The organism is Paenibacillus sp. PsM32, assembly GCF_030433815.1.
GTDB classification, from domain to species: domain Bacteria; phylum Bacillota; class Bacilli; order Paenibacillales; family Paenibacillaceae; genus Saccharibacillus; species Saccharibacillus kyungheensis.
This window is the reverse complement of the sequence record NZ_JARUWY010000007.1, coordinates 1-26,301: the sequence shown is the minus strand read 5'-3', so window position 1 is coordinate 26,301 and position 26,301 is coordinate 1. Positions and strand designations below refer to the sequence as shown.

The following is a 26,301-nucleotide window of genomic DNA, read 5'->3' as shown; positions in this document are numbered from 1 at the left end:
TTTTTTCTCAAAATTGGATAAAGTCTCTGATAAGCGAAAATAAATATAATAGTATGGTTGATTTATTGAGTAAGGACGAAATTATGAAGTTAAATAATATGGTTCAATCATATTTTATGAGTCAACCTTGGGTATATGCTTTGAAAGATTCTAAACATTTTAGGCAGACATTTTTGTTAGATCCTATTGCTCAAATCTTTCTATACGATTTTGTATATAGAAATAGAGAATATTTCGAGCAAAAAAATTATTCGAATAGAGAAAGTTTTGGATATACCTTTCAAGGCGATGCATATCCTTCTCAAAGTAAAGAATATAAAAGATTTAGTGTAAGGCGCGATTCTCTAAAAAGTCAGTATAATTATGTAGGAAAAATAGATATATCTAATTTTTTTAATAATATATACCATCATGATATCGTAAGCTATATTGCAAGAATAATTAATCAAACTGAAGCAGAAAAATTAGGTAAATTTCTTCGCGAGATAAATGAAGGGCGTAGCACTAGCTGTTTTCCTCAAGGACTTTTTCCTGTAAAGGTTATTGGAAGTAGTTTTTTGAGTTTTATAGAAGCTTCTAGAGAGATCAATTGTGAATATATTATTAGATTTATGGATGACATTTATCTATTCTCTAACAAAGAAGAAACGATATTGAATGATATTTTCTATATCCAAAAACTAATAGGAGAAAAAGGCTTGCACTTAAATGAAGAGAAAACTGAAATTATATATAGAAATGAAGAGACAAATGAAAGTATAGAGTCTATAAAAGTATCATTACTTCAAAAAAGAAGACTCATCATAAATTCATATAGCGATTCTGATGATTTAGATGATCGAGAAGAGGAAGAACTTACAGAACAAGAATCAATATTTTTAAAAGAAATGTTACATGAGAAAAATATAGAGGATGAGGATATAGAATTAATTTTATCTTTATTAACAACTACAGAATCAGAAACTATTGAATTAACAAGGCTAGTTTTATATAGATCGCCTCAATTTATTAAGAACCTATACTATAATATAAAAAGAAGTTATATGACATTATCTGAAGATATTATTGATGAATTTGAAATTTATTTGAATAAAGATTATATTCCAGAGTATTCTTTATTTTGGATAACAAAAATTCTAATCGATTTTACTGAGCTAAACGAATTAATAGCTAATATATTGATAAATGTATATAAGCATAGTTCTATTACAAATGTTACAAAATGTTTGATATTGGAGTTGCAAGAGAATAATTATGGTTTCCTTGAATTAAAAAAGCACGTAGCACGCGGCCATGCTCCTGAATTAATAATTAGTGCTATGACAGGTTTAATAAGTCATGAAAAAGGAAATAGAAATCAGATATACAAATATGTTGGTAAATCTAATTCTATGCTTCGTACTATAACCATTGCGCTCTCAACAATGGATTTAGATGCATTTGAATCATTATCAAGTGATTTAGAAGAAAATGAATATCATAGATACAATTACAGTAAGCAAAGTTCAGAAGAAGTAAAGGGTACTTCTAATGAATACGATATATCTGATGATGATCTTCCATTTTAGATAAAAAAAGAGATTTTTATTAGAAATTGAAAATCTCTTTCTTTACCTTCCCATAAGAACATCATATATCTCCGTTTCCATTAATCTTTTAGCTGTTTTAGCAGGATATTTTAAAATAATCTGTTTGATTTCTTTTTTAGATAATTTGATATCACATACATAATTTTTAATTCTATCTTTTAAAATTGTTGTACTGACTTCTTTATAAATTTCATTCTCTGATATAAGATCAAGAACTTGCAGCAGTTTATAATTCTGTTGTGTAATGTCTACTCTTGGTTTCTTTAACGTTAATGTATAAGAACGTAGAGAAATTTTTCGTTTCTTACTAGCATTCTTTTCTGTTACAATTTCTAGATTTTTGGGAACTTGAGTAGTGATTTGAATTTGATTAGCAAATGCTAGTCCAGATAAATAACCATAAACTTCATTTTTGGATTTTACATATTTTCGTTCTATAACAGCACGCTCACTGATTTTAGTTTTTTGCTTCAGTATATTGTTCCATTTTGAAAAATAATAAATGCCTTCCTCATAACGCTCAAGTTCGTTTTTCTGTACCATACGATTGAGACTACGACGTAAACTTTCTTTTTTGACGCCCCATTTTTCCGCATCTATCATATTAGCTATAATTGGTTCATTGTATCCATATTGGTCTAGGAGTTCATCGGCTAATAGCAATCTAATCACCTCTTTAGTTTTTATTATATTATTGTATCATTATTTGATATAAAAAGTTAAATATCGAGACAAAATTTACAGAATGTTATCCATTATTCATATCATTTTTACTTTTCCTTTTTTTGAACATGATAAGATGAACCACATGATTTGGCTAAGCATTACAGAGGTAGCTACATTTTTTGAACTTTATATGTAAAGGAGGGCTTGAACATGACCGAATCCAACCACTTAATACCAGAATCCAAATTTGATTTTGGTGCAATCCAGCGATTACAGCAATTAGACCCTCAAGATCTAATCCCTATTCTTCCAGAATTACTTGTCTGGTTGCAGGATATTAACTGGCCTGTTGCTATACCGATGTCCAAAATACTGCTTACAGTGCCTGATGAAATTGTTCCTCATGTGCGAGACGTATTGCATACAGATGATACCGAATGGATCGAATGATGTCTGCAATATATTGTTGGTTTTTTACCTGTAGCTTTGATTCGGAAACTAGAACCAGAAATTCGTCGGATAGCTGATTCACCCACACAATGGGAGTATGCAACGGAAAGTCATATTACAGCACGAGAGATTTTAGATACATTAGATTATGATCCAGAAAACTCATGATTTTAAATACCAAAATAGCGATTTGATTCTACATATCAATTTAATATGTAATCTACAATCAGATACAACTAACGTATACAAGGAGAATATTTATGAAATGGACGATTAGTTTACTTTTAACATGCACGGTATTAACAGCTTGCGGTCAATCGAATCATCAGGCAACGACACCAGAGGCTACTGCCACATCCAAACCAAGTGTTACAGCATCGGCTGAAGTTAATCAAAAGACAACCAAAGCAAACCAGACTTCTACAAAGCAATCGGAAGAATCTACAGAAGATACTCCATACTATGGCGATTACCAGATGGACCCGGAAGATACATTTAATCATCTGATCCATAACAATCCGTTAGATCGAGCGTACGATAAAGAGTATAATGAATTTCAGAACTCTAGTCAGTTCTCGACCGCCGGTTGGGTTGCACTTGAAGGAAAGTATTTGAAATTATGGGGTATCGAAATGAATAATACGATGCAACAATTGAAGTCCAAGTTATCTGCATCCCAGTATGCTTTGTTACAACAATCTCAAAAAGGTTGGGAAACGTATGATCAACAAGAAGCAGAGTTCGTCGAAGATACGTTTTTGAAAGATTCGTATTTTGGTTCTCAAGGACAAGTAAGTGCAGTTAGTGCCCAATTGTCGAGAACACGTGAACGAACTATTCAATTGATGGAATATGCTTACGAACGTAATGATCAACTGAAATTTGTGTATCAATAACATATCCAGTCCATAACAGGAGGATTCTATGCTGACAACGACCAGAACACAGATGAAGCGTCTGCAATTGCATCAACAAGGACTATTACAACCTCACTTGAATCACTACCAGGATGCCAGTGGAGTATTACATACACTCAACCGACTTGGTTATGTCCAGCTTGATACGATGAATGTATTGTCTCGTAGTCAGGATTTATTTTTCTGGTCGAGAGATCATCGGTATCAGCGGGAATGGTTGTTAGAATTGTATGAGCAGCAGTCGATTTTTGAAGTGTATTTGTTTGCTTTGTGTTTGTTGCCAGCATCTTCTTATGAGCATTTGCATCATTATTTTGCACATCATCATTTGAAGATCATGAACCAGCCGAAGTTAGATTTTATATTAAATATTTATGAGCAAGTACAGCTTAATCAGCCACTACGTTCGCGGGATATTGAACATGACCGGCCGTCAAGTGGAGCAACATGGAGTATGACACCGGCAAGACGAGCATTAGACCAATTATGGCGGGCAGGCTTGATCAAGGTCAGTCGAGATCATCATTTCAATAAGTTATATACAATAACAGATCAGAATATCGAAGAGCATCGGACACTGGAACATGAACCGACGCTGAATACATATTTGCTTGATTTGACGTTTGAAAATTTGGGGATCGCGACGCTCAAAGAATTAAAAGCTTGCTTTAACCTCAATAAAACAGCAGTCAGCGAGTATATCCAGCAACAATTGGAACAAGGGAATATTCAGCAGATACAGGTGGAAGATTGGGCGGAAGAGCATTTTATTCGTACACAAGATATTCCGTTACTGTCTACTTTGGAAAAGTTAGAAGGTAGCGCAGCGACATTATTGTCTCCTTTTGATAATATGATTCGAGATCGGTCACGGTTGTTGAAGTTATTTGATGTGAATTATAAGCTAGAAAGTTATATGCCCAAAGAACAACGACAATATGGTTATTTTGCAATGCCAATTTTGATTGGAGAACAGATTGTGGGTGTGATTGATCTCAAAAATGATCGCCAGCGTCGGGAGTTACAGGTGCAAAAGTTAACGTTACTCGATTCTACTCAAGCCGTAGAGCACAAGCGCCAGATTGAATGTATATTGCAGGATTTATGTGTATTTGTAGAAGCAGAGCAGATTATTCCTGCGCAAGAAATCACTTATTTATAACCTTCCTATAGATGTGGATATGAAAAAAAATAACAATTGCTTGAGCTACCTGAAACTCAAATCAGGTGGCTTTTTAGCATCTGAGATCCTATTTGCTCTAATCTTATATGAACATATATACATCTATAGGGCTTATACATCGAACATGATAAAATATAAATAGCGTATAAATAGCTCATAAAGACAAAAAGCAACACTTAGCTCGGCTAAATGTTACTGCTACGACCATAATACATTGTAATCTAAGCCATATGTATATAACACTACGACTGATATCTGGATATTACCAGGCTTAGAAATGGGTAATTCCAGCTATCGTTAGCCAAAGGAGATCAGATGATTGGAACCGTTAACGCTGATATTAAGTTGTATCGGATTACTGATTTTTTTTGCAGTGATTGCGATTGTATTACCACGAGTCTTGAATAAGAAAAGTATCACCGAACAGACCATACTGGAAGGTTATTCGGCACGAGCAACGATTATCTCGATTACCCCGACAGGTCAATATAGCAGTGGACAACCGGAGATTCTATTGGTGGTGAAGATTGAGCGTCCAACAGCACTTCCTTTTCAAGCAACAGTCAAGACAACGGTCTATACGATGAATCTGCCCAAATTTCAAGAAGGTACCAAAGTCCATGTGAAAGTATTCGAAGATCGCAAAGGCAAACATATCGTCGTCAAAGGGACACTAGATTATCCATAAAGTCTGTAGAATACTAGGTAAGTATGTTTCTATTCAACAGAATCAATAACAGTTTATCCGAGATAGTACAAATAATCTTCTTTTTTGATAGATGCTAAGAAATTCTCTCTATATGCGTATTTCTACACCTGATGCTAGAGCAATTCTATCTTTATGATAGACGTATAACAGAAGTATTCAGGAGGTAGTGCACATTGGTTAGCCAGACTGTACTGGATTACCGCTGGATCGGGCAACGGATTCGAGAGATTCGACAGCAACGTGGATTAACACAGCAACAATTGGCTTTAGGGATTTGCAATCAATCGCAGATCAGTCGTATTGAAAAAGGAGTCGAATCGGTATCGGCTGAGATTTTATTTCAGATTGCACACAAGTTTAGTCTGGATATCCGCATTTTTTTCGATATGACTGAACAGCAGATCAATGAGATTCAGAGTATTCGTAAAAACATTAAATATTTGCAAAAAAAGCATATGTATCAGGAGTTATTGCAATATATTGAAGATCATCAAGTAGAAGCGATATGCCGTTATTCGTTGATGGATCAGCAATTTGTACTGTATCAGAAAGGAAACGCCTATGTGCATCTGGGAGCTGTAGATCGTGGATTTCCTATGATTCAGTTAGCTTTGAAATTAACATATCATTGCGAACGAATTCCAGCGTTGTATGAGATCGAAGTGATTCAGGCGTTAGCCATTGCGTATGGATTCGATGGAGATTATAGAGCATGTATAGGTTGGTTACACAAATGCTTGCGTGCACTTCATGTCTATCGTGAAGGTAGTGATCAGTTTACGCCTATCTTTTATTATTTGTCGAAAGCTTACTCGGATACGCAAGATTATCGAATGGCTATTGAATATGCTACGCAAGGTATTCGCTATTGTGAAAATCATAAAATCGGCTATTACCTTGATCAACTGTATTATGAATGTGGCTACAGTTATGAGCAGATTGGACAACAGTTCAAAGCAGAGCAGTGTTACACCAAGCTCCAGTTGCTACAAGATTTATTTTGCACGTATTAATTCTTCATTCGATGACCCCTCATAGTCGCTGTCACAATACACCGTCCACCTTTTCCTTATGGAGAAGGTTTTTTTTGTTTGGATCGTTTCCGTTGATCTAGTAATGGATCGGAAAAGGAATAAGGCGATGTATAATTCGCCTTATATTATGCGGATATACATAAGTTTTTCACAATATAAGCATTATAATTCAGTTATACCTGAAATAAGGAATTTATTGGAAAAGGAGGAAGATCGTCTGTTCGTGATTGTATTGTCTATGGAGATGTCGTGAAAATCAACCGTCGTATAACGCATGATCTTATTCCACTATTTGAAGGAGTGCATATAATGAATATCATTCAAAAAGGCAAATTAATGAAATGGGTACTAGCTGGAGTAATGAGTTGTTCACTACTAGCAACATCTATGCCAACGACTCAAGCCGCAGATAGTGCTTCAACAATGCCAAGTATTAGTGGTAAAAAAATTATGGTGGGCTATTGGCAAAATTGGACGTCTTCTGCCAAAGATGGATACGCGGGAGGTTCTTCACGCACAATAGCTTTAAGTGAATCTCCAACAGCTTATAATGTCGTTACAGTTGCTTTTATGACTGGCAACGGGATTCCTACATTCAAGCCAGATCGAGGAACCGATGCTGAATTTCGTCAGCAAGTAGCTACATTGAATGCAAGAGGAACAGCCGTTATTCTTTCGTTAGGTGGAGCAGATGCTCATGTGCAACTGAGTGCAGGACAAGAGCAAGCATTTGCCAATGAAATTATTCGTCTGGTCGATGTGTATGGTTTTGACGGATTAGATATCGATCTGGAGCAAAATTCGATCAAAGCAGGAAGCAACACAACCGTTATTCCTGCCGCTCTCAAAATTGTCAAAAATCATTACAAAGCTCAAGGACAGAACTTTTTGATCAGTATGGCTCCAGAATTTCCATACCTCAAGCCAGGCGGAGCGTACGAACCATACTTAACCAGTCTAGCAGGTTATTATGACTTTATAGCGCCTCAACTATATAATCAAGCAGGTGACGGTATTTGGGTAGATGAAGTGAGCAAATGGTTAGCGCAAAATTCAGATGCAGACAAATACAATTTCCTTTACTATATGGCAGATTCCTTTATTCATGGCACAAGAGGATTACTACAGATTCCAGCCGATAAATTAGTGCTAGGATTACCAGCGAATCCAGATGCAGGGGGCAATGGAACTGTCAAAGATCCAACAGTAGTCTATAACGTATTTTCCAAATTACAATCACAAGGTCAATCGCTCAAAGGTCTAATGACATGGTCAGTGAACTGGGATCTGGGTAGCAATAGCGCAGGAACACCGTATAATAAAGCATTTTCTAATGCATATTATAACTTGATCTATAACGGTACTGCGCCAACGACTCCCACCACACCGACTACACCAACCAATCCTACTCAACCAACAGCCAAAGCATGGACAGCGTCTGCGGTATATGTTGGTGGAGATACAGTCAGCTACAATGGCAAAACGTATCGTGCCAAATGGTGGACTACCGGCGAGACACCAGGACAAGCAGATGTATGGCAACAGCTATAATTCCTTTTTCGATCACATAAATCTATACCGCATAGTGAGTGATATTATTGGGGAGGTATATAGATGAATTGGAGAAAAGCGGTGACAGCGACTGTTGCTATCAGTACATGTGCATTGTTGATGAGCAGTACGATATGGGCACATGGTTATATTGAACAGCCTGCTAGTCGTGCTTACAAAGGATCGAATGCACTGGGACTGAATACCAATGTAGGCAGTGCACAGTATGAACCGCAAAGTATTGAAGCACTCAAAGGATACCCTGCGGCAGGGCCAGCAGATGGACATATCGCTAGTGGAGGGGTGGCAGGTTTTGCACCATTAGATGAGCAGACATCTACCCGCTGGCACAAAACGGATATCAAAACAGGTGCACTTAAAGTGCAATGGAAATTAACAGCTCAACATGCAACAGCCAGTTGGAAATATTATATGACCAAACAAGGCTGGAATCCAAATGAGCCACTAAAGCGTAGTGCATTACAAGAAATTGCAGTCATTAATGATAATGGAGCCAAGCCGTCTGCGAATGTGAGTCAGACGATTAATATTCCATCAGATCGTAGTGGTTATCATGTGATTTTGGGCGTATGGGATATTAGTGATACTGCCAATGCTTTTTATCAAGTGATCGATGTGAATGTTACAGGTCAGGGTACAGGAGGCACTACACCGACTACCCCTACTAATCCAGACCAACCTTCTGCTAACGCTTGGACTGCTTCTGGGATTTATGTAGGTGGAGATACGGTCAGCTATAACGGCAAAACGTATCGTGCCAAATGGTGGACAAGTGGAGAAGCTCCCGGTACATCGGATGTGTGGGAATTGCTGGCACGATTGCAGTAAGTTCATGCTTTCTATATCATGTCCAGTTCAGTCTATTTTTTGAAATAGTTCTATTGGATATGAAATAACAATACAGCTCAAAGCTCATCTATATCGAATCCAGTAAGAGGTACTGGCTCGGTGTAGATGGGCTTTTTTTGAATTGGAGTGTATCTAAATGCGTAAGAGAGGAGAGGTTATACCGAACGAGCGAGTTGTCCATTCATCAGTAAGCGAGTGGTTAGATATTTACGAGCATCAGCAGTAATAAGATGAAGATCATCATGCTTAGTACTAGAGCGATCTTTACTAAATTTTACCAGTGCGCCTTCCAGATTTTCCTGAATCGCAACTACTACATATCCGCTATCTAGAAATTGATCGATTGCCAGCTTTTCTTTTTCAAAATCAGCGAACGCAGACATTATCGTATTCCTCCGCTTACTTTTTCTGCTGTAGAAGATAACTCTACTGTAGGTACTTCAAACCGATTACGGTGCAAATATTGACCTGCTCCCGGTGTACCGACAAATTGTTTATCTCGAATAACAAATTCGCCTCTGCTCAGTACAGATACCGGCTCACCTGTAATTTCTATACCTTCAAAAGCATTATAATCCACATTCATATGATGTGTTTGTGCAGAGATCGTTCGTTTCACTGTAGGATCGAAAATAACGATATCCGCATCGCTACCGATAGCAAGTGTACCTTTTTGCGGAAAAAGTCCAAATAGACGTGAGCTAGCAGTAGCGATAATATCAACAAATTTGTTAAGTGAGATACGCCCCTTAGCCACCCCTTCAGAGTACAATACGCTGAATCGATCTTCGATCATCGGACCGCCATTCGGAATTTTGGAGAAGTCATGCAGTCCCAGATCTTTTTGCCCTTTAAAATTAAAAGAACACTGATCAGAACCGATCGTTTGCAGACTGCCATTCCAGAGCGCATCCCAGAGTACATCTTGATTCCATTTCTCACGAAGAGGAGGAGACCATACATATTTAGCACCTTCAAAATCGGGTTTCTCCAGATCGCTCTGATCCAACAGTAAATATTGCGGACAGGTTTCTCCATATACACGTAGACCTTTACGGCGCGCTTCTTCGATTTTGTAGACAGCTTCAGCACAAGTTACATGTACCACGTATAATTGTGAATCGGTAAGACCGGTAAGATAAGCAGCACGTCCAGTCGCTTCACCTTCCAATTCAGGAGGACGCGTCAGTGCATGATAGATCGGATCAGTCTGTCCAGCGGCGAGTGCTTGTTCAACCAGATATTCGATCACATCGCCATTTTCAGCATGTACCATAACCAGTGCGCCTTCACGCTTAGCAGTCTGTAACGTTCTGAATAGTGTACCGTCATCAGCTTGAAACGTATTTTTGTATGCCATAAATACTTTAAAAGAAGTGATACCTTCATTTTCAATAATCTGAGGTAATTCATCCAATACGATATCGTTAATCTCGGACACCATAAGATGGAAGCTATAATCAATCACTGCTTTGTCGCGTGATTTGTTATGCCATGTATCTACAGCACTTTGCAATGTATTGCCTTTGGTTGTTAAGCAAAAATCGATTACTGTTGTTGTTCCACCGAATGCGGCCGCTTTGGTGCCGGTCTCAAAATCATCAGCTGTTACTGTACCGCCGAAAGGCATATCTAGATGAGTATGAGGATCTATCCCTCCTGGAAAAACATAACAACCACTTGCATCAATAATTTCTGCACCTTCAGCTTCTACATGAAGTCCTATACTGGCAATAATCCCATTTTCGATTAATAAATCAGCGACATACGTATCTGATGCTGTGACAATCGTTCCATTTCGAATAATCTTTTTCATCCAATCACCTCTGCTCCAGTATAGGAATTATTCAGTGAACCGATCATTTTTTGACGATCGTTCCAGCTCATCGGTGCCATGCCATTTTCGATTTCGATCATATCTATTGCTCCATCAACAGGGCATACAATCGAACATAGATTACAACCTACGCAATCTTCTTCACGCACTTGCAAAATACTTTTACCTTCGGCATTCGTTAACATATCTATACATTGGTGAGAAGTGTCTTCACAAGCAATATGACACTTGTTGCAGTTAATACAATTGTCTTCATTAATACGAGCAACCACCTGATAATTAAGATCCAGATCACCCCAGTTGGAGTAACGCGATACACTTTGACCAATCAGTTCATGAACTGACGTTAGACCTTTATCATCTAAATAATTATTCAGACCATCGATCATTTCTTCAACAATACGGAATCCATGATGCATCGCTGCGGTACAGACTTGAATCCCTGTAGCACCCATTAACATAAATTCAACCACATCTTGCCATGTGGAGATACCACCTATACCGGATATTGGCACACCTACATTGATATCACGCGCACATTCAGCTAACATATTAAGCGCAATCGGCTTTACTGCTGGCCCGCAATATCCACCATGTGCACCTTTGCCTCCTACATGAGGAATCGTATTCCAGCTATGGATATCAACACCGGCTAGACTATTAATCGTATTGATAAGACTAATCGCATCTGCTCCACCTTTAACAGCATGACGGGCAACTACAGTAATGTCTGTGATATTTGGTGTTAATTTCACAATCACTGGGGTCGTGGCTACTTCTTTAGCCCATGTGGTCTGTGCTTGCACAAGATCAGGTTGCTGACCGGAAGCGGCTCCCATTCCACGTTCAGCCATACCATGAGGACAGCCAAAGTTAAGTTCTAGTCCGTCCACACCTACATCTTCGACTCGCTTTACAATTTCATGCCATTTGTATTGTGTTGGCTCCACCATAAGTGAAGCAATGACTGCATGATTGGGAAATCGCTTTTTCGTTTCATAGATTTCTTTGAGATTCACATCCAACGGACGATCAGAGATCAATTCAATATTGTTAAATCCAGCCACTCGTTGTCCATTGAAATTAACGGCTGCAAATCGGGCAGATGTATTAATAATCGGATCACCCAGCGTTTTCCAGACAGCTCCGCCCCAACCTGCTTCAAAAGCACGTTGTACTTGATACCCTGTATTGGTAGGTGGCGCAGAAGCGAGCCAGAACGGGTTAGGGGAACGTATACCTGCAAGATCAATACTCAAATCTGCCATAATTAACAACCTCCTATAAATATCATTTCATCTATACCATAAAAGAGAACATCTTATACGATCGAACTCAGGGAATGATCTTGTTGCGGAAGCAGATGTTTGCTAATGGCATAAGCGGCTAATTTGCCTTGTTGTGCTGCTGATACAACCATCGCTTCACCTTGACCTGCTCCGAATATAATATCGCCAGCCGCATATACTTTAGGATTGGAAGTACGATGAGTAGAAGTATCTATTTTGACAACACCCCATGAATGTTCCAATCCGAAATGTTCGATAAGATCTGTACGACGTTCTTGTCCAATCGCTGTTACAACAGCATCTACAGGCATTAAGAATTCAGAACCTTCGACAGGCATAGGTACCAATCGTCCATCTTTACCGATTTCACCTGTTAATTTCATTTGCACACATTCTAGATGAGTGACTTTACCTGTAGCATCACCGATAATTCGTTTCGGTAAAGTTAACCAGTTGAATTCTACGCCTTCTTGTTTGGCAAATTCATACTCAAAATCATAAGCAGTCATTTCTTCACGTGTACGACGATAGACCATTTTGACATTGGCAGCACCCAAGCGTACAGAACAGGTAGCTCCATCAATTGCAGTATTTCCTGCGCCGATTACAGCTACTTTTTTGCCGAGTAGATTGATATTAGGTTGACCTGTTTTGGTTTGTTCAACCAGTTGAATCGCATCATAGACGCCTTCTAGCTGTTCACCTTCTATACGAATAGGAGGGACATATCCCATTCCGGCAGCTAATACGACAGCATCATATTCAGCCAGCAGTTGTTCAGAAGTGATATCGACGCCTACTTTCATATTAGTACGAATATCGACGCCTAATTGTTGAACTTGTTGCACTTCCCAGAGAGAGATGGACTGAGGTAAACGGAATGACACAATACCATGTGTATCCAGTCCGCCTGCAAGTGGTTTGGATTCGTAGATCACCACATGGAATCCTTCGCGTGCTAATTCACGAGCAGCAGCTAATCCAGCAGGGCCTCCACCAATGACAGCTACTTTCTTTTCATTTGATATACCTGCTTCGAATAATTGAGCATCTTTTTCGATAGCCCAATCGGTGGCATACCGTTGTAATCTACCAATATCTATTGGTTTTGAACTTTCATTGAGTACACAGGCGCCTTCACATAGTTCTTCTGTTGGACAGACACGTGCACAACTGGCTCCCACAGGATTAGCATCCATAATCGTATAAGCAGCACCTTTTAGATTGTCGGTAGCGATTCGTTTAATAAAAGAAGGGATATTGATTCCGGTAGGACAAGCTGTTATACAGGGGGCATCATAACAGTATAGACAGCGATTCGATTCTTCTATAGCTCCCTTATGGGTTAGACCAGGCTCTGCTTCAGCAAAGTTGCGCATAAACATATCTGGTGAAAATGAAGTAAATGTAGAAGAATGTTCCATCGGTTAAACCTCCTTAGAATTCTTTGTGTTCATAATGTTAAATAATGTAACACATTTTAATAGGTTTTCGATATATTTTAGATTTTTTTGTTGAAAATATTTATAAATACCATCAAAATCATAAATATAGTATAATTTATATCTATATAAGTTATGTATTCTGACATTTATATATTAAAACTATAGTCAATGTGTCTTTTTTTTACACTAGACAGAGTGTCTAATTTCGAAAGTTAATTTTTGACGACTGTTTTGAAATGATTAGAATAGAGCAACAAAGCTAGAAGTAGCGCAGAGACAGGTCCGGTTGAACGTTACTTTAGCAGAGTTTAATCTATTCGTTGCTTACAGAAAGGTGGGGGAAATATGGATAGTAACCGTATGTTTACAATCGAAGATGCGATGACAAGACCTTTATTTGCTCAAGCAGAAGTGATCGGTGGAAGTCGAGGAATTTCCAATTCTGTTCGCTGGGTGCATATTCTGGAAAGTTCCAATTTTGAAAGTTTAATTCATGGCGAAGAAATGATTTTGACAACAGGGATACAATTCCATAGTCAACTGACAACAGCGCTTGAATTTATGGACAATTTAATTCAGAAAAAAGCAGCATGTCTTTGTATTGAATTAGGCGACTTTTTTCAGACGATTCCCGCTGAAATGATTGAGCTTGCCGATCGGTATGATTTTCCATTGATCATTTTTAAAGAAACGGTACGTTTTGTAGATATTACGTTGGATCTCCATTCCTTAATTATTAATCACCATCACCGGATGCTCCAAAAGTTAGAACGTATTTCACGTGAATTCAATCGACTAACATTAACTTCGCAAGGTACTCATAAAGTGTTGCAACTACTTCATCAAAGCACCCATCATCAAGTAGTTTATTTACAGTTGCAAGGCAAACCTTCTTTTTTTCCAGCATTGTCTCCTGATAAACAACGTCCGTTATTGCAGTTTTTCGCAGAGTTTAATGAAAGTATGGATGGTGTACAGCATGATACTGCGCCCTATTTTCGCGAATATGAACAGCAAAGTATTGTATTAAAACCTGTAGGTGCTCTGGATCAGACATGGGCATATATTATGTTGATCTGTCCGCACAAACCGCAAGAATATGAGTGTTTATTGCTAGATTCAGCTTCTCTTTCAATCGCTCAAGAATTGTTGCGTACCCGTTATATGGAAGAACGCAAATTATTTTCGGAAAATTTATGGGTCGAGGAATTGATCTACGGACGTATCGAAGACGAGAATCGACTCAAAAGTCTGATCGGGCCTGATTTTAATATGATGAACGAATTGCCTTATCGTGTCTGTCTGATCGAGATCGAAAATCCTCAAGATGTAAAATGGAACAGTTCAGAAAATGAGTGGGAATCGATCACATTCCATCTTTCGCTAGTATTGCGTTCTATTTTTGAAAAGTATCTGTTCCATCCGTTAATCACGCTCAAAAATAATCGCCTGACAGTTATAGCGCTGGATAGACAAGCCAAAATGCCTGCGAAGCCAAGACTTCAACAGGCATTACAATCGCTCCAACAGATTCATTCCGATGATAAGCTCAAGCATTTGAAATTAATTATCGGTGTTAGTAAAGCAGGGCATCATTTGAAAAATGCTTCAGCCAGTTATCAGGAAGCAGTACAGGCATTGTCCCTTTATACTTGCTCTGAGAGTACGTTGCTATTTTATGAAGAATTAGGTGTTTTTCAATTACTGCTTAGTCTTAACGATGGCAAAACACTACAGACATTTATTCGCAACTATCTAGGGCCTTTAATCGATCACGATCAGACCAAAGGTAGTGAGTTACTGCTTACACTACGAGTGTATCTTGATCATGACGGTTCCAAACAGATTGCTGCCCAGAAATTATTTATTGTTCGTCAATCGTTATACTATCGGTTGGACAAAATTACAGAATTGTTAGGCGAAGATTATATGTCACCTGAAAATCGTATATCGATTCAAGTGGCTTTGCGTGCGTATCAATTTCTGTATCCTGAAAAAATGTCGCTACCTAATGCTCACTCATCACATGTTTGAACGTAGTAATCAAGAACTCCAAGTCTTCGTCGGTTGAAGATAGTGGAGGTGCAAATGTAAGTACATTATTGTAGCCAGCGACCGTATCGCCATTTTTGCCGATAATCAACCCTTTACCTTTACAACCGGCAATAATGGATTTCACGATATCCAGGGAAGCTGGTTTTTTGCTGGTTTTATCTTCGACCAGTTCTACACCTGTTACCAGACCGAAGCTACGAATATCACCAATCAGAGGATGATCGACAATCTCCATCAGGGCTGTATTGAGACGTTGCCCTAACAGACGAGCACGTTCAATTAGATTTTCTTGTTCGATCACTTCTAGATTACGTAGTGCTAAAGCGCATGCCGCTGGATTACCACCAAATGTATTCACATGGCGGAAATGTCCATAATCATCGGTTTTATCTTTGAATGCTTCATAGATATCTTTGCGTACAGCAGTAGCAGAGAGAGGAAGATAACCACTCGTTAATCCTTTAGCCATCGTAACAATATCAGGTTTTACTCCAAAATTATGATGACCGAACTTTTGACCGGAACGTCCAAATCCACAGATTACTTCATCAATAATCAGCAATACACCATGAGTGCGACAGATTTCTTGTACACGATCCATATATACTTGATGAGGGATAATAATACCGCCACCTGTAATCACAGGTTCCATAATAACAGCTGCAATCGTCTCGACACCTTCCCAGATGATCATATCTTCGATCGCTTGCGCACACTGTAGATTGAATTCTTCGATTGTTTGCCCTGCTGGACGGCGATAACTATCCGGTGGAGCCACATGAAGAAATCCACCGCTCAACGGTTCATATTTATACTTACGCTGAGCTTGTCCTGTAGCCGCAAGTGCCCCCATAGAACTGCCATGATACCCGCGATAACGTGATATAAATTTGTGTCGATAATGTTGACCAATCTGTTGTTGATATTGACGGGCAATTTTGAAGGCGGCTTCATTCGCTTCAGAACCACTATTTGAAAAGAAGATCACATAATCATCACCAAGCCAGCTATTTAACTTTTCCGCTAAAGCAATCGCAGGCATATGACTTTGTGTTAATGGGAAATAAGGAAGCTGTAACAACTGTTCATAAGCGGCTTCTGCTAATTCTTTGCGTCCATATCCAACATTTACACACCATAGACCTGACATACCATCCATATAACGTTGACCATTCGTATCGGTCACCCATGATCCCCTACCTGTAGCCGCAATCATCGGTGGAGCGGCTTCATTATAAGGAGTAATATTATGCCACAGATATTGTTGATCCTTTTTAATAGCTGATTCGTAGTCTGTTCCTAATTCGAGCATGATGATTTCTCCTCCCGGTTATTTCATAATTGAATATCTAGCTGTGTATAGTGAGTTTGGAAAGAACGATTTAATAGCGAGCAGTTACCATTTTTTTGCGAGTATAAAATTCAACACCGTCCCGTCCATTAGCATGCAGATCACCATAGAATGATTTTTTATAGCCGGAAAAAGGAAAAAAAGCCATCGGAGCAGGAACTCCCAGATTCACACCTAACATACCAGCATCAATCTCTTCACGAAATTCACGAATTGCTTTGGCGCTATCTGTATAAATACAAGCACCGTTAGCGAATAGAGAAGTATTGGTGATCTTTATCGCTTCACTTACATCTTTAGCTCGTACAATAGATAATACAGGTGCAAAAATCTCATCTTGCCAGATTTTCATATCTGTCGTCACATGGTCGAAGATAGTAGGGCCGATAAAATAACCTTGCTCATTCACAGCCTGATCTTGTCGTCCATCACGTACTAATGTAGCTTGTTGCTGTTCTCCAGATTCGATATAAGCAATCGTACGTTCTTTATGAGCAGGACGAATCACAGGCCCTAGAAATACACCTTCATCTGTACCGTTGCCTATCGTGATTTCGTTAGCAGCAATACGTAATCGCTCCACCAATTCATCGGCAATTTGTTCATGTACAACGACTACAGCACAAGCCATACAACGTTCACCTGCCGAGCCGAAAGCCGCTGCAATAATATTTTTGACTGCATGATCCAGATCAGCATCCGGTAATACGATCGAATGATTTTTAGCTCCTGCTAAAGCCTGCACTCGTTTGCCATGCGATGTTCCTGTTTTGTATACATATTCAGCAACAGGTTGTGAGCCGACAAAAGAAATTGCTTTGACCTCTTCATGAGCTAGCAATGTATTCACGACATCATGAGCGCCGTGCACAATATTAAGGACACCTGATGGGAATCCAGCTTCAGCAAATAATTCTGCTAAACGATTAACCAATAATGGCGTTCGTTCAGAAGGCTTGAGTACGAAAGTGTTACCACAAGCAATAGCCAAAGGGAACATCCAGCAAGGAACCATCATTGGAAAGTTAAAAGGAGCAATCCCGCCAATAACACCAATAGGATAACGATACATACCAGACTCAATCCCTGTCGCAATATCAGGCAACTGACTACCCATCATCAGAGTAGGGACACCAGCGGCAAATTCTACACATTCAATTCCGCGTTGTACTTCACCATATGCTTCTTCCAGACTTTTTCCATTTTCAAGTGTAATTAATGCCGCCAGTTCATCCCAATGCTTCACAAGCAACTGCTGATAATCGAAAAAGTAACGGGCTCGCTTAGGCACAGCGATTTTTTTCCAACTTTGATACGCAGTTTGAGCCACGTGAACAGCATGATCTACTTCTTCACTACTGGATAACGGAACATAAGCAATAAGTTCACCTGTCGCAGGATTGTATACTTCATCCCACTCGGTAGTGGTAGATTCTACCCACTGTCCACCAATATAGTTAGGTACTTTCTGTATCGTCTTGTTGATTACAGACATCTCTAAGAACTCCTTTCAAATCGAGAACATAAGATAGTAGCAATAAATAAGAGCAATAGTGTTATAGGTGATAGAGGAGCAGAATACTACTGTGTTTTGCTAGCCATATCTACAATTTCATTTGTATATGCTTCTTGTACATTGGCGGCTTCTTTAATCACTCCAAATTTCAAAGCAATATCAGCCGTCTGCTGGAACATTTTTTCGTCAGTGTAACCCATTTTGGCTTCATCCATTCCCTGCGGTTGGATTAATTTGGCGACTTCTTGCATCATTTTAAGTTGATGCTCTTTGGTAGTACTGCCTGACTCGGCTTGCTTCATCACACTATCGACAGCGGCTTCAGGATCGGCGATAGCATCTTTCCAGCCTTTTAGCGAAGCACGAACAAATTTGGCGGCTGTTTCTTTGTTAGCATCTAACCACTCTTTATTGGCAAACAGGTTATCTTCCAACATCGCCACACCTTCATTGTTCATATCAATCACATTGAGATCACTATCTTTGAGACCGGACTCCAACAAGATTTGGTACTCGTTATAAGTCATAGCAGAAGCGGCATCCAGTTCACCGCCTAGAAATTGATCCATTGTAAATCCTTGTTTCGTAAAACTCACATCTTTATTCGGATCAAGTCCATATTTATCGAATAAAGCTAATAATTCAAATTCATTTCCACCCATCCAGTTGCCTACTTTTTTACCTTTTAGATCAGCAGGAGTGTTAATGCCAGCAGATTTTTTAGATACAAGCACCAGACCGCTCTTTTGGAAAATCTGAGCAATTTGGATAAGTGGCATTTCTTGTTCCTGACTGGTCAGCAGACTGCCTACCCAATCTACTCCGATATCTGCGGAGCCTCCGGCAACTTGTTGTTCAGGAACAATATCCGGTCCACCCGGAAGAATTTCAACATTCAGCCCTTCTTGCTCATAGTAGCCTTTGTCTTTTGCAACAAAATAACCGGCAAATTGTGCTTGTGGCACCCATTTTAACTGTAATTTCACTGTTACAGGTTCAGTGGAAGTCGTTTCCCCTGTACTTGCCGTTGCACCAGCATCTGTTGAAGTACTTTTCATTCCACCGCATCCAGCCAGTACAGTGATCACAATCACCAACATAATCACAAGACTTGCTTGAATTTTTTGTGGTTTTATTTTCATCTTTCATTCCCCCTGAATCGTTAATCTATCCTGAATAGATGGTTATCAAAGTCAAACCAATGGATGCTATACGCATATATGCTTGTTAGGTCAATTTGAATATTCCAGTTCACTATCAGGTACGCTGAGAAGGATGCCAGCGAATACATACTTTTTCTAATCGTTCTACGATCATATAAAATATAATGCCTGCAATAGCAGCAAGTACGATACATGACCAGCCCAAAGGCATTTTAGCAATTTTGATCGAGTTAGAGAGGAGATAACCGAGTCCTTGCGAAGAAAAGAAAAATTCACCGACAATCGCTCCAATCATACTGGCAGTAGCATTGATTTTGAGAGCAGTGAATACATAAGGTAAGCTGTTTTGAATACGCAAATAACGAAATACTTTTGCTTTATTGGCTGCGTAAGAATACATCAGATCAAGCGCTAACGGATTCACAGATGACATTCCTTTGTAAGCATTAAGAGCCATGGCAGCCATCGTTGTTGCAGTGACGATAGCGATTCGAGAACCGATACCGTCACCAAACCACAAATTCATAATAGGGGCGAGCGCTACAATAGGCACAGCATTGAGAGCGGCTACGAGTGTTAGACTTCCTGCACCCCAACGTGGAGAAGCCGTAGCGATAAGAGCAATCACAAATCCAAATAAAGAACCTATGATCATCCCCAAAACAGCCTCAGCCAATGTATATCCTGTATAGGATAGCAATAGACTCCAATTTTCTTGTATAGAGGATGCAATCGCAGACGGAAGAGGAAGTTGATATTTTTTAAGATCAAATATCTTGTGAAAAACCTCGATTTGCCATAACAGCACGAATAAAATACCTAAACAAAGAGGAAGCCATACTTTTCCACCACCTAAAAATGATTTTTTGGAACTATTTCGTGTATGCAAAGGTTGATCTGCGGGTTGTGATTGAAAAGAATTCAGTGTTGTAGAAGAAGTATCAGATAGATATGTAGCTGTTAATTTTTTGTTTTGTAATGATGGTTTTTCCATTAAGAGCGGCCTCCTTTCGAGCGAAATTCCGGCTGCCACGGTGATACGATACGTTCGATAAAGCTAATCAACCAATAGCTGAGTATGCCAAGCAATGCCCCGACAAAGACAGTCGACCAGAACATATACACATGAGAAGGACCATAATAGAGATTACGAAGCATGATCACGCCTATCCCATGTTGCGCTCCCATCAGTTCAACGAGAATAGCACCGGTTACAGCTAGAGGAGCCGCGATTTTTAATCCGCTAAATAGCCCAGGGATAGCAGCGGGCAAGCGTAGCTTCCAATAAATACTCCAAGGCTTTGCCGCATAGGAATACATTAATTCCAGCGCTGAAGGTTCTACACTACGCAATCCGCGTAACATATTTAGCGCTACTGGAAAAAAAGTAATATACCCCGAGATAATAATGCGCGAGATATATTCATCCCGTACAATGCCATAAATAATAGGAGCCAGACCAAGAACCGGAATCATTTGTGAAGCTATCGCATAAGGAAAAGTTAATTTTTCGATCCAGGTAGAGACACTCATTAATATAGCGAGTATCACCCCTGCTAATGCACCGAGTAGAAATCCAATTCCAGCATTTCCGAAGGTAGCACTTCCTTCTTGTATTAATGTGCCACTGTATTGAATACTGGTGGCCAGTACTTTATGAAGATAAGGAAGCTTCGATTGAGCCAAAGGAAGATGACCTATATTTAAAATGGCCCATGATGCAAGCTCCCAGATCACCAGAATAACAGCGATCCACACAACAGCAGGCAAAAGGCGATTGCGTAAAAAAAGGCTATTTCCTTTCATACGTCACACCCCTTCAAAGCTATCGCGAATCTGCGCAATCAATTCAAAAAATTCCGGGCTATTACGCATTTCCTGTGTACGAGGTCTTGGTAAAGGAATCTCCACCACAGCAGATAACCGTCCGGGATGCGGAGATAATACAAATACCCGGTCTGACAAAAAAATCGATTCTGGAATACTGTGAGTGACAAATACAATCGTATTCTGAATTTTATTCCATACCGATAATAATTCTTCATTTAATCGTTCTCTTGAAAATTCATCCAATGCAGAGAAAGGTTCATCCATCAGTAGAATTTCAGGCTCCATAGCAAGAGCTCTAGCAATCGCTACTCGTTGCTGCATCCCACCACTGAGTTGCCAGGGATATTGATCTGCAAATTTTTCTAATCCTACCAATTCCAATAATTCCAGCGCTTTGCGTTCACGTTCACTTTTACTAACGCCTGTTAATTCCAGTGGCAAAGCGACATTCTGTTTTACTTTGCGCCAGTCGTATAACACAGGACTTTGAAAAACGATGCCATACTTTTGCGATAATCGTGCTTCTTTAGCGGTTTTACCTGCTACATGAATAGTGCCATTAGTAGGCTGGATCAGATCAGCCATAAGCCGTAGTAGTGTAGTTTTACCACAACCAGAAGGCCCTAATAGAGAAACAAATTCTCCTTTGGCAATATCCAGACTAACTTGATGAAGAGCCAGTACATCTGCGGTATCTGTAGAGTAACGCATTTCAATATTGTTTAGCTGAATCTCAGGTATGTGTGTTTGATGCGTAACAGTCGAAGCAGTCAAAGACATCTGGTTTCCCCCTTTACAGATTCATAAAACATATGATGATGCTTAATCTAACTAAATAAGTCACATCATAATCAATATCTCGGATGAAATCAATATAATATGTTAGATAATATAACTTTATGTTCGATTAACTAACATATTAAACATAATATGAATTTGTAGCACTAGACAAAAAGTAAGATTGCTATCACAAAATTAAGTCACTTTGTCCAGATCATCGCTGTAAACGCTAAAATCAGAAGAAATCTATCATTTTTTGACAATAAAAAAGGAGAGCGGTATCAATATTGTGCATAAAATTGATATATTAACGAACGATTATGTATAGGTGTATTATTAACATTCGTTTTTTGATTGACAACAATATAATCCTGTCCTAGAATGTAACAAGTAAAGCTGTTTGATATGAAAATAACAACACGTATCAAAGACAGCGAACAGAGTTTTGCGACAATTGAAAAGCACTTCGTATAATCCTGAGAATAGGCTCAGGAGTCTCTACGGATCACCGGAATGATCTCTCTACGGAATGAAGAAATGGCAGTGTGGGTTTTCTTTGGCATCTAGTCTAATATCGATATAGGTATAGAATAGATAGTTTTAAAGGTAACATCATGCGCTTTTATTCTGATTTTTAGAGACCCCGATGAACAGCTCGTCCATCGGGGTCTCTTGTCGTTTTCTCTATTCATTTCCAAGAGGAGGAAGATAGCAATAATGGAACGTTTCTTTAAGTTGAAGGAACACGGCACGAGTGTAAAAACAGAGATGGTGGCAGGGTTAACAACCTTCATCACAATGGCATACATTCTGTTCGTCAATAACTTGTTCTTGGGACCGGGTGGAGCAGGCATACCAGCAGAAGGCGTATTTTTTGCTACAGCTGTAGGTGCTGGATTAGTAACTATTTTAATGGGCTTATTTGCAAATATTCCTGTAGCACTTGCACCAGGTATGGGTTTGAATGCTTACTTTATGACAGTTGTACTTAGCTCCAACGGAATGATTACATGGCAGGCTGCTTTAGGTGCAGTGTTTCTTTCGGGGATTATCTTTATTATTTTAACCATTACCAAAGTTCGTCAGTTGCTACTGGTCGCTGTACCACAATCGATCAAATTTGCGATCACTGTAGGTATCGGATTGTTTGTCACTATTATTGGTCTGAAGTTAGGAAATGTAGTTTCAGTATCAGCTACAGTTAAAGGGGTTACAGATGTTGCGCAATTAGCAGCGCCTGTGACAGTCAAAGGTTCTGATTTCCAATTAGCATTAGGAGATTTCATGCATAGCCCGGATACACTACTGGCTATTATCGGGTTATTCGTAATCGGAATATTAATGGTATTACGAGTTAAAGGTGGATTATTGATCGGTATTATCGTTGTCACTTTAATTGGTATTCCAATGGGTGTTACCGATCTAAGTAGCTTATCGACTGCACATTGGATTCCTTCTTTTGATAATCTAGCTGTAGGGCAATTAGATATCAAAGGCGCAATCGGTATCGGATTATTCGAAATTATCTTTATCTTTACGTTTGTAGAACTATTCGATACATTCGGTACACTTGTTGGTACAGCCGAACGTGCAGGATTGTTCAAAAACAAAGAAGAAGGCGAAAAGAAAATCAGCAAAGCAATGTTGGTAGATGCAGTAGGGGTAAGTGCTGGTGCTGTTCTAGGTACAAGTACGATTACTTCTTATGTAGAAAGTACAGCAGGTGTAGCTGAAGGTGGACGTACAGGTTTGACAGCAATCACAACAGGCGTATTGTTCTTATGTGCATTGTTTATTGCTCCTTTAGCATTGGTTGTTCCTTCTGCGGCGACAGCTCCAGCACTAGTTATTGTTGGTGTACTGATGATGAGTCAGGTAAGCAAGATCGAATGGGACGACTTTATGCAAGCATTCCCTGCGTTTTTAACAATTATCTTTATGCCATTTACAAATGGTATTGCGAACGGAATTTCAGCAGGTATTATTGCGTTCGTCGTTTTAGGATTCTTTAGCAATATCGCTTCTCCGCGCAAAGTAAAAGTACACTGGTTGATGTGGTTATTAGCTATTTTGGTGATCTGTCGCTATGCATTTTTAGGTTCAGAATAATCAAATAGTAAGTACCTGATCATTTCTAGTGCCTTATTTAATAAAAGATTAAATCAATAAATATCAAACACCCCTGTAACAGATCATGAATCTGCTATAGGGGTGTTTGATTTCTTTTCCACAAAATAAACAATAGCTTCATACAAAAACGTCAGATAACCTTCTTCACCAAATGTATCAAAGTAACGCACAAACCGCTCATCAGTTTTATAAGTCTCTGCTATACATAACAAAATACGTATATCATCCCCTATAAATTGCGCAAGATACTGACTCCATTGATCAATATATTGCTGAATTTTATCATCCGAGGGAGAACGATCTTGATGTAAAGCAATATTTCGGAAAATACACTCCATATTTGAAGCAAACTGATCATATGCCTGTTTTTTATCAGAGTCAGATAACTTCTCTATATTCCCTTGAAATTCTTGATAGATTTCTGTATCGCCATAGACTAATTTGGCTTCTAACTCATATTGTTCTTCTATAGAAGGAGTAGTAGAGTCATCGAAAAGAGTCAGCTTGGAAATGTCTGTTCCTTCTATATAATGATCCAACTGTTCAATAACTGTGGTCAACTTTTGTTTTTTCGATTCAAGCAACTGCCGTTGATGGGTCAGAATATCAGTTTGTTTCGCTTTAGATAAAGGTAGCATTGTAGCAATCTCTGTAAGGGTGAAGCCCATTTCTTTAAATAGCAAAATTGTTTGTAACGTTGCAAGCGTCTGACGATCGTAGAAACGGTATCCATTATCAGCAATATGACTTGGCGGCAACAAACCAATCTTATGATAATGATGCAATGTTTTTTTAGTAATGCCTGTAATGTGTAAAATGTTTTGAATAGTCAATAATTGTGGTTTCATGCCAAAATTCCTTTGTCTCAGCAAGAATAAGCTCTGCTGGTGTAATAGTTGCTTCTATTATACTTTGTCCTGTTTTCTTCATATAATACTGAATTAAATAATAACCGCAAGCATATCCACCCGCATAAGGCATACCTACAGGTTCACTATATTGCATAGCAGCTATCTCATCACCATAAAGATAAGCACTTATTTGATCAAATCCAGTTAGATGAAGTTGTTGAGCGAGTAGAGGCTTAATGTGATTGTTCAAAGTATCCATATCTGTTTTAGCCACCCACGGTCCTAATAAATGTTCCCCATATAGAGTTGTAGCAAAATTCTCAGCCAACCCTTCGCTAACAATTAACTCTCCTAACGTCACATGCTGATAATTCCATTCGATAAATTGATACCTTACATTATGATTGCATTCATGCGCTAATACAGAAGCAATACGAGGAAGTGTGTATTCATTTGGAATCAATGTCACCAGAATAGACCCGGGAATCCCGCCATCTCCACAGATACCTTCATTGATTGCTAACACAGGACTATTCGAATCCCCTAACAAAACCGTATACACATACTCATTAACATGTAATAGGATGCCATTTTGCTCAAATAAGTTCAAACTATGTTCTACCGCAGTATTACAATCATGCCAAAATAGTTCAGAAGAAATAGCTTCTAATAAAGGATCAAGATCAGATGTAATCTGCTGAGGAGCAATATTCATAACATTATTAAAAGCAATAACATCAAATGTACCAGAGTCATCTGCTTCATAAGGGATCTGTTGAGTGTTCCATTTGTTCATAAATGGGAGTAACATCTGTTGACGATACTGCTCAACTTTATGTTCAGGTGCTACATGAATAAGATTCTGATAAATCTGGTCTGAACGCAGTGTCTTTATTTTCATCACTATCACTCCTTAATCAAGCAAGAATGATTACATTATCAAGTATCCCCTTACGTAATGGTCAAGCAAAGAATACGCAAATAATAAGATTTTATATCTATTAATAAAAGGCGCATCATCTTTGGAGAATGGAGAATGGAGAATGGAGAATGGAGAATGGAGAATGGAGAATGGAGAATGGAGA

At 38.9% G+C, this 26,301-nt stretch carries 23 protein-coding genes, 1 pseudogene and 1 riboswitch; of the genes and pseudogenes, 11 read left to right on the top strand and 13 right to left on the bottom strand.

Going from position 1 to position 26,301, the window contains the following annotated elements; translation table 11 throughout:
• Nucleotides 1-83 precede the first annotated feature (83 nt).
• Nucleotides 84-1,568 (top strand): RNA-directed DNA polymerase, encoded by a 1,485-nt coding sequence (locus tag QCD85_RS14375; RefSeq protein WP_301263039.1) that lies wholly within the window; start codon nt 84-86, stop codon nt 1,566-1,568.
• Between the two features lie 42 nt (nt 1,569-1,610).
• Here QCD85_RS14375 and QCD85_RS14370 read toward each other — a convergent pair whose 3' ends face one another.
• Nucleotides 1,611-2,252 carry a DUF6088 family protein gene (locus tag QCD85_RS14370; protein ID WP_301263038.1) on the bottom strand — a complete coding sequence of 214 codons (642 nt, stop codon included), beginning with the start codon at nt 2,250-2,252 and terminating at the stop codon, nt 1,611-1,613.
• 213 nt (nt 2,253-2,465) lie between these two features.
• Here QCD85_RS14370 and QCD85_RS14365 point away from each other — a divergent pair, with 213 nt between their 5' ends.
• The 8 genes and pseudogenes from QCD85_RS14365 (at nt 2,466) to QCD85_RS14335 (ending at nt 8,948) form a co-directional block, all read left to right on the top strand.
• On the top strand, nt 2,466-2,705 hold the full coding sequence (locus QCD85_RS14365; protein WP_301263037.1) for a DUF5071 domain-containing protein: 240 nt from the start codon (nt 2,466-2,468) through the stop codon (nt 2,703-2,705).
• A 260-nt stretch (nt 2,706-2,965) separates the two neighbouring features.
• A complete protein-coding gene (locus QCD85_RS14360; protein ID WP_301263036.1) occupies nt 2,966-3,601 on the top strand; it encodes a lysozyme inhibitor LprI family protein in 636 nt (211 codons plus the stop codon).
• 28 nt (nt 3,602-3,629) lie between these two features.
• On the top strand, nt 3,630-4,784 hold the full coding sequence (locus tag QCD85_RS14355; RefSeq protein ID WP_301263035.1) for a DNA glycosylase AlkZ-like family protein: 1,155 nt from the start codon (nt 3,630-3,632) through the stop codon (nt 4,782-4,784).
• A 340-nt stretch (nt 4,785-5,124) separates the two neighbouring features.
• On the top strand, nt 5,125-5,493 hold the full coding sequence (locus QCD85_RS14350) for a hypothetical protein (RefSeq protein WP_273614816.1): 369 nt from the start codon (nt 5,125-5,127) through the stop codon (nt 5,491-5,493).
• A 194-nt stretch (nt 5,494-5,687) separates the two neighbouring features.
• Nucleotides 5,688-6,527 carry a helix-turn-helix domain-containing protein gene (locus QCD85_RS14345; protein ID WP_301263034.1) on the top strand — a complete coding sequence of 280 codons (840 nt, stop codon included), beginning with the start codon at nt 5,688-5,690 and terminating at the stop codon, nt 6,525-6,527.
• Nucleotides 6,528-6,884: 357 nt separating this feature from the next.
• Nucleotides 6,885-7,889, top strand: a pseudogene (locus QCD85_RS14340) (chitinase); the annotation flags it as partial.
• Nucleotides 7,890-7,895: 6 nt separating this feature from the next.
• Nucleotides 7,896-8,099, top strand: coding sequence for a carbohydrate-binding protein (locus tag QCD85_RS23950; RefSeq protein ID WP_307302807.1), 204 nt, complete (start codon nt 7,896-7,898; stop codon nt 8,097-8,099).
• Nucleotides 8,100-8,162: 63 nt separating this feature from the next.
• Nucleotides 8,163-8,948 carry a lytic polysaccharide monooxygenase gene (locus QCD85_RS14335; RefSeq protein WP_301263033.1) on the top strand — a complete coding sequence of 262 codons (786 nt, stop codon included), beginning with the start codon at nt 8,163-8,165 and terminating at the stop codon, nt 8,946-8,948.
• Nucleotides 8,949-9,124: 176 nt separating this feature from the next.
• Here QCD85_RS14335 and QCD85_RS14330 read toward each other — a convergent pair whose 3' ends face one another.
• The 4 genes from QCD85_RS14330 to QCD85_RS14315 are packed head-to-tail and all read right to left on the bottom strand — an operon-like array spanning nt 9,125 to nt 13,519.
• On the bottom strand, nt 9,125-9,352 hold the full coding sequence (locus QCD85_RS14330; RefSeq protein WP_274171009.1) for a hypothetical protein: 228 nt from the start codon (nt 9,350-9,352) through the stop codon (nt 9,125-9,127).
• Nucleotides 9,352-10,785, bottom strand: coding sequence for a dihydropyrimidinase (hydA, locus tag QCD85_RS14325; RefSeq protein WP_274171008.1), 1,434 nt, complete (start codon nt 10,783-10,785; stop codon nt 9,352-9,354). The genes QCD85_RS14330 and hydA overlap by 1 nt, the downstream gene beginning before the upstream one ends.
• Nucleotides 10,782-12,074, bottom strand: a complete 1,293-nt coding sequence (gene preA, locus QCD85_RS14320) for an NAD-dependent dihydropyrimidine dehydrogenase subunit PreA (protein ID WP_273614821.1) — start codon at nt 12,072-12,074, stop codon at nt 10,782-10,784. The genes hydA and preA overlap by 4 nt, the downstream gene beginning before the upstream one ends.
• A 53-nt stretch (nt 12,075-12,127) precedes the next feature.
• Nucleotides 12,128-13,519: an NAD(P)-dependent oxidoreductase gene (locus QCD85_RS14315; RefSeq protein WP_301263032.1), complete on the bottom strand. Its 1,392-nt coding sequence runs from the start codon at nt 13,517-13,519 to the stop codon at nt 12,128-12,130.
• Between the two features lie 366 nt (nt 13,520-13,885).
• Here QCD85_RS14315 and QCD85_RS14310 point away from each other — a divergent pair, with 366 nt between their 5' ends.
• Nucleotides 13,886-15,574 (top strand): PucR family transcriptional regulator, encoded by a 1,689-nt coding sequence (locus QCD85_RS14310; protein WP_301263031.1) that lies wholly within the window; start codon nt 13,886-13,888, stop codon nt 15,572-15,574.
• On the opposite strand, the gene QCD85_RS14305 is transcribed toward QCD85_RS14310, so the two are convergent.
• From QCD85_RS14305 to QCD85_RS14280, 6 genes are all read right to left on the bottom strand, one after another.
• Nucleotides 15,549-16,907 (bottom strand): aspartate aminotransferase family protein, encoded by a 1,359-nt coding sequence (locus tag QCD85_RS14305; RefSeq protein WP_301263030.1) that lies wholly within the window; start codon nt 16,905-16,907, stop codon nt 15,549-15,551. The genes QCD85_RS14310 and QCD85_RS14305 overlap by 26 nt on opposite strands.
• Before the next feature lie 70 nt (nt 16,908-16,977).
• Nucleotides 16,978-18,441: a CoA-acylating methylmalonate-semialdehyde dehydrogenase gene (locus tag QCD85_RS14300; RefSeq protein ID WP_301263029.1), complete on the bottom strand. Its 1,464-nt coding sequence runs from the start codon at nt 18,439-18,441 to the stop codon at nt 16,978-16,980.
• Nucleotides 18,442-18,527: 86 nt separating this feature from the next.
• Entirely contained in the window at nt 18,528-19,604 is a 1,077-nt protein-coding gene (locus QCD85_RS14295) for an ABC transporter substrate-binding protein (RefSeq protein WP_301263028.1), read from the bottom strand.
• 115 nt (nt 19,605-19,719) lie between these two features.
• Nucleotides 19,720-20,619: an ABC transporter permease gene (locus tag QCD85_RS14290; RefSeq protein ID WP_301263027.1), complete on the bottom strand. Its 900-nt coding sequence runs from the start codon at nt 20,617-20,619 to the stop codon at nt 19,720-19,722.
• Nucleotides 20,619-21,431 carry an ABC transporter permease gene (locus tag QCD85_RS14285; RefSeq protein ID WP_301263026.1) on the bottom strand — a complete coding sequence of 271 codons (813 nt, stop codon included), beginning with the start codon at nt 21,429-21,431 and terminating at the stop codon, nt 20,619-20,621. Before QCD85_RS14285 ends, QCD85_RS14290 begins: the two co-directional genes overlap by 1 nt.
• A gap of 3 nt (nt 21,432-21,434) precedes the next feature.
• Entirely contained in the window at nt 21,435-22,235 is an 801-nt protein-coding gene (locus QCD85_RS14280; RefSeq protein ID WP_273614828.1) for an ABC transporter ATP-binding protein, read from the bottom strand.
• Nucleotides 22,236-22,681: 446 nt separating this feature from the next.
• A riboswitch (purine riboswitch) is annotated at nt 22,682-22,780 on the top strand.
• Between the two features lie 172 nt (nt 22,781-22,952).
• Here QCD85_RS14280 and QCD85_RS14275 point away from each other — a divergent pair.
• On the top strand, nt 22,953-24,344 hold the full coding sequence (locus QCD85_RS14275) for an NCS2 family permease (RefSeq protein ID WP_273614829.1): 1,392 nt from the start codon (nt 22,953-22,955) through the stop codon (nt 24,342-24,344).
• 83 nt (nt 24,345-24,427) lie between these two features.
• On the opposite strand, the gene QCD85_RS14270 is transcribed toward QCD85_RS14275, so the two are convergent.
• Nucleotides 24,428-25,213, bottom strand: coding sequence for a MerR family transcriptional regulator (locus QCD85_RS14270; protein ID WP_301263025.1), 786 nt, complete (start codon nt 25,211-25,213; stop codon nt 24,428-24,430).
• Nucleotides 25,158-26,117: a DUF2268 domain-containing protein gene (locus QCD85_RS14265; RefSeq protein WP_301263024.1), complete on the bottom strand. Its 960-nt coding sequence runs from the start codon at nt 26,115-26,117 to the stop codon at nt 25,158-25,160. Before QCD85_RS14265 ends, QCD85_RS14270 begins: the two co-directional genes overlap by 56 nt.
• Nucleotides 26,118-26,301: the final 184 nt, after the last annotated feature.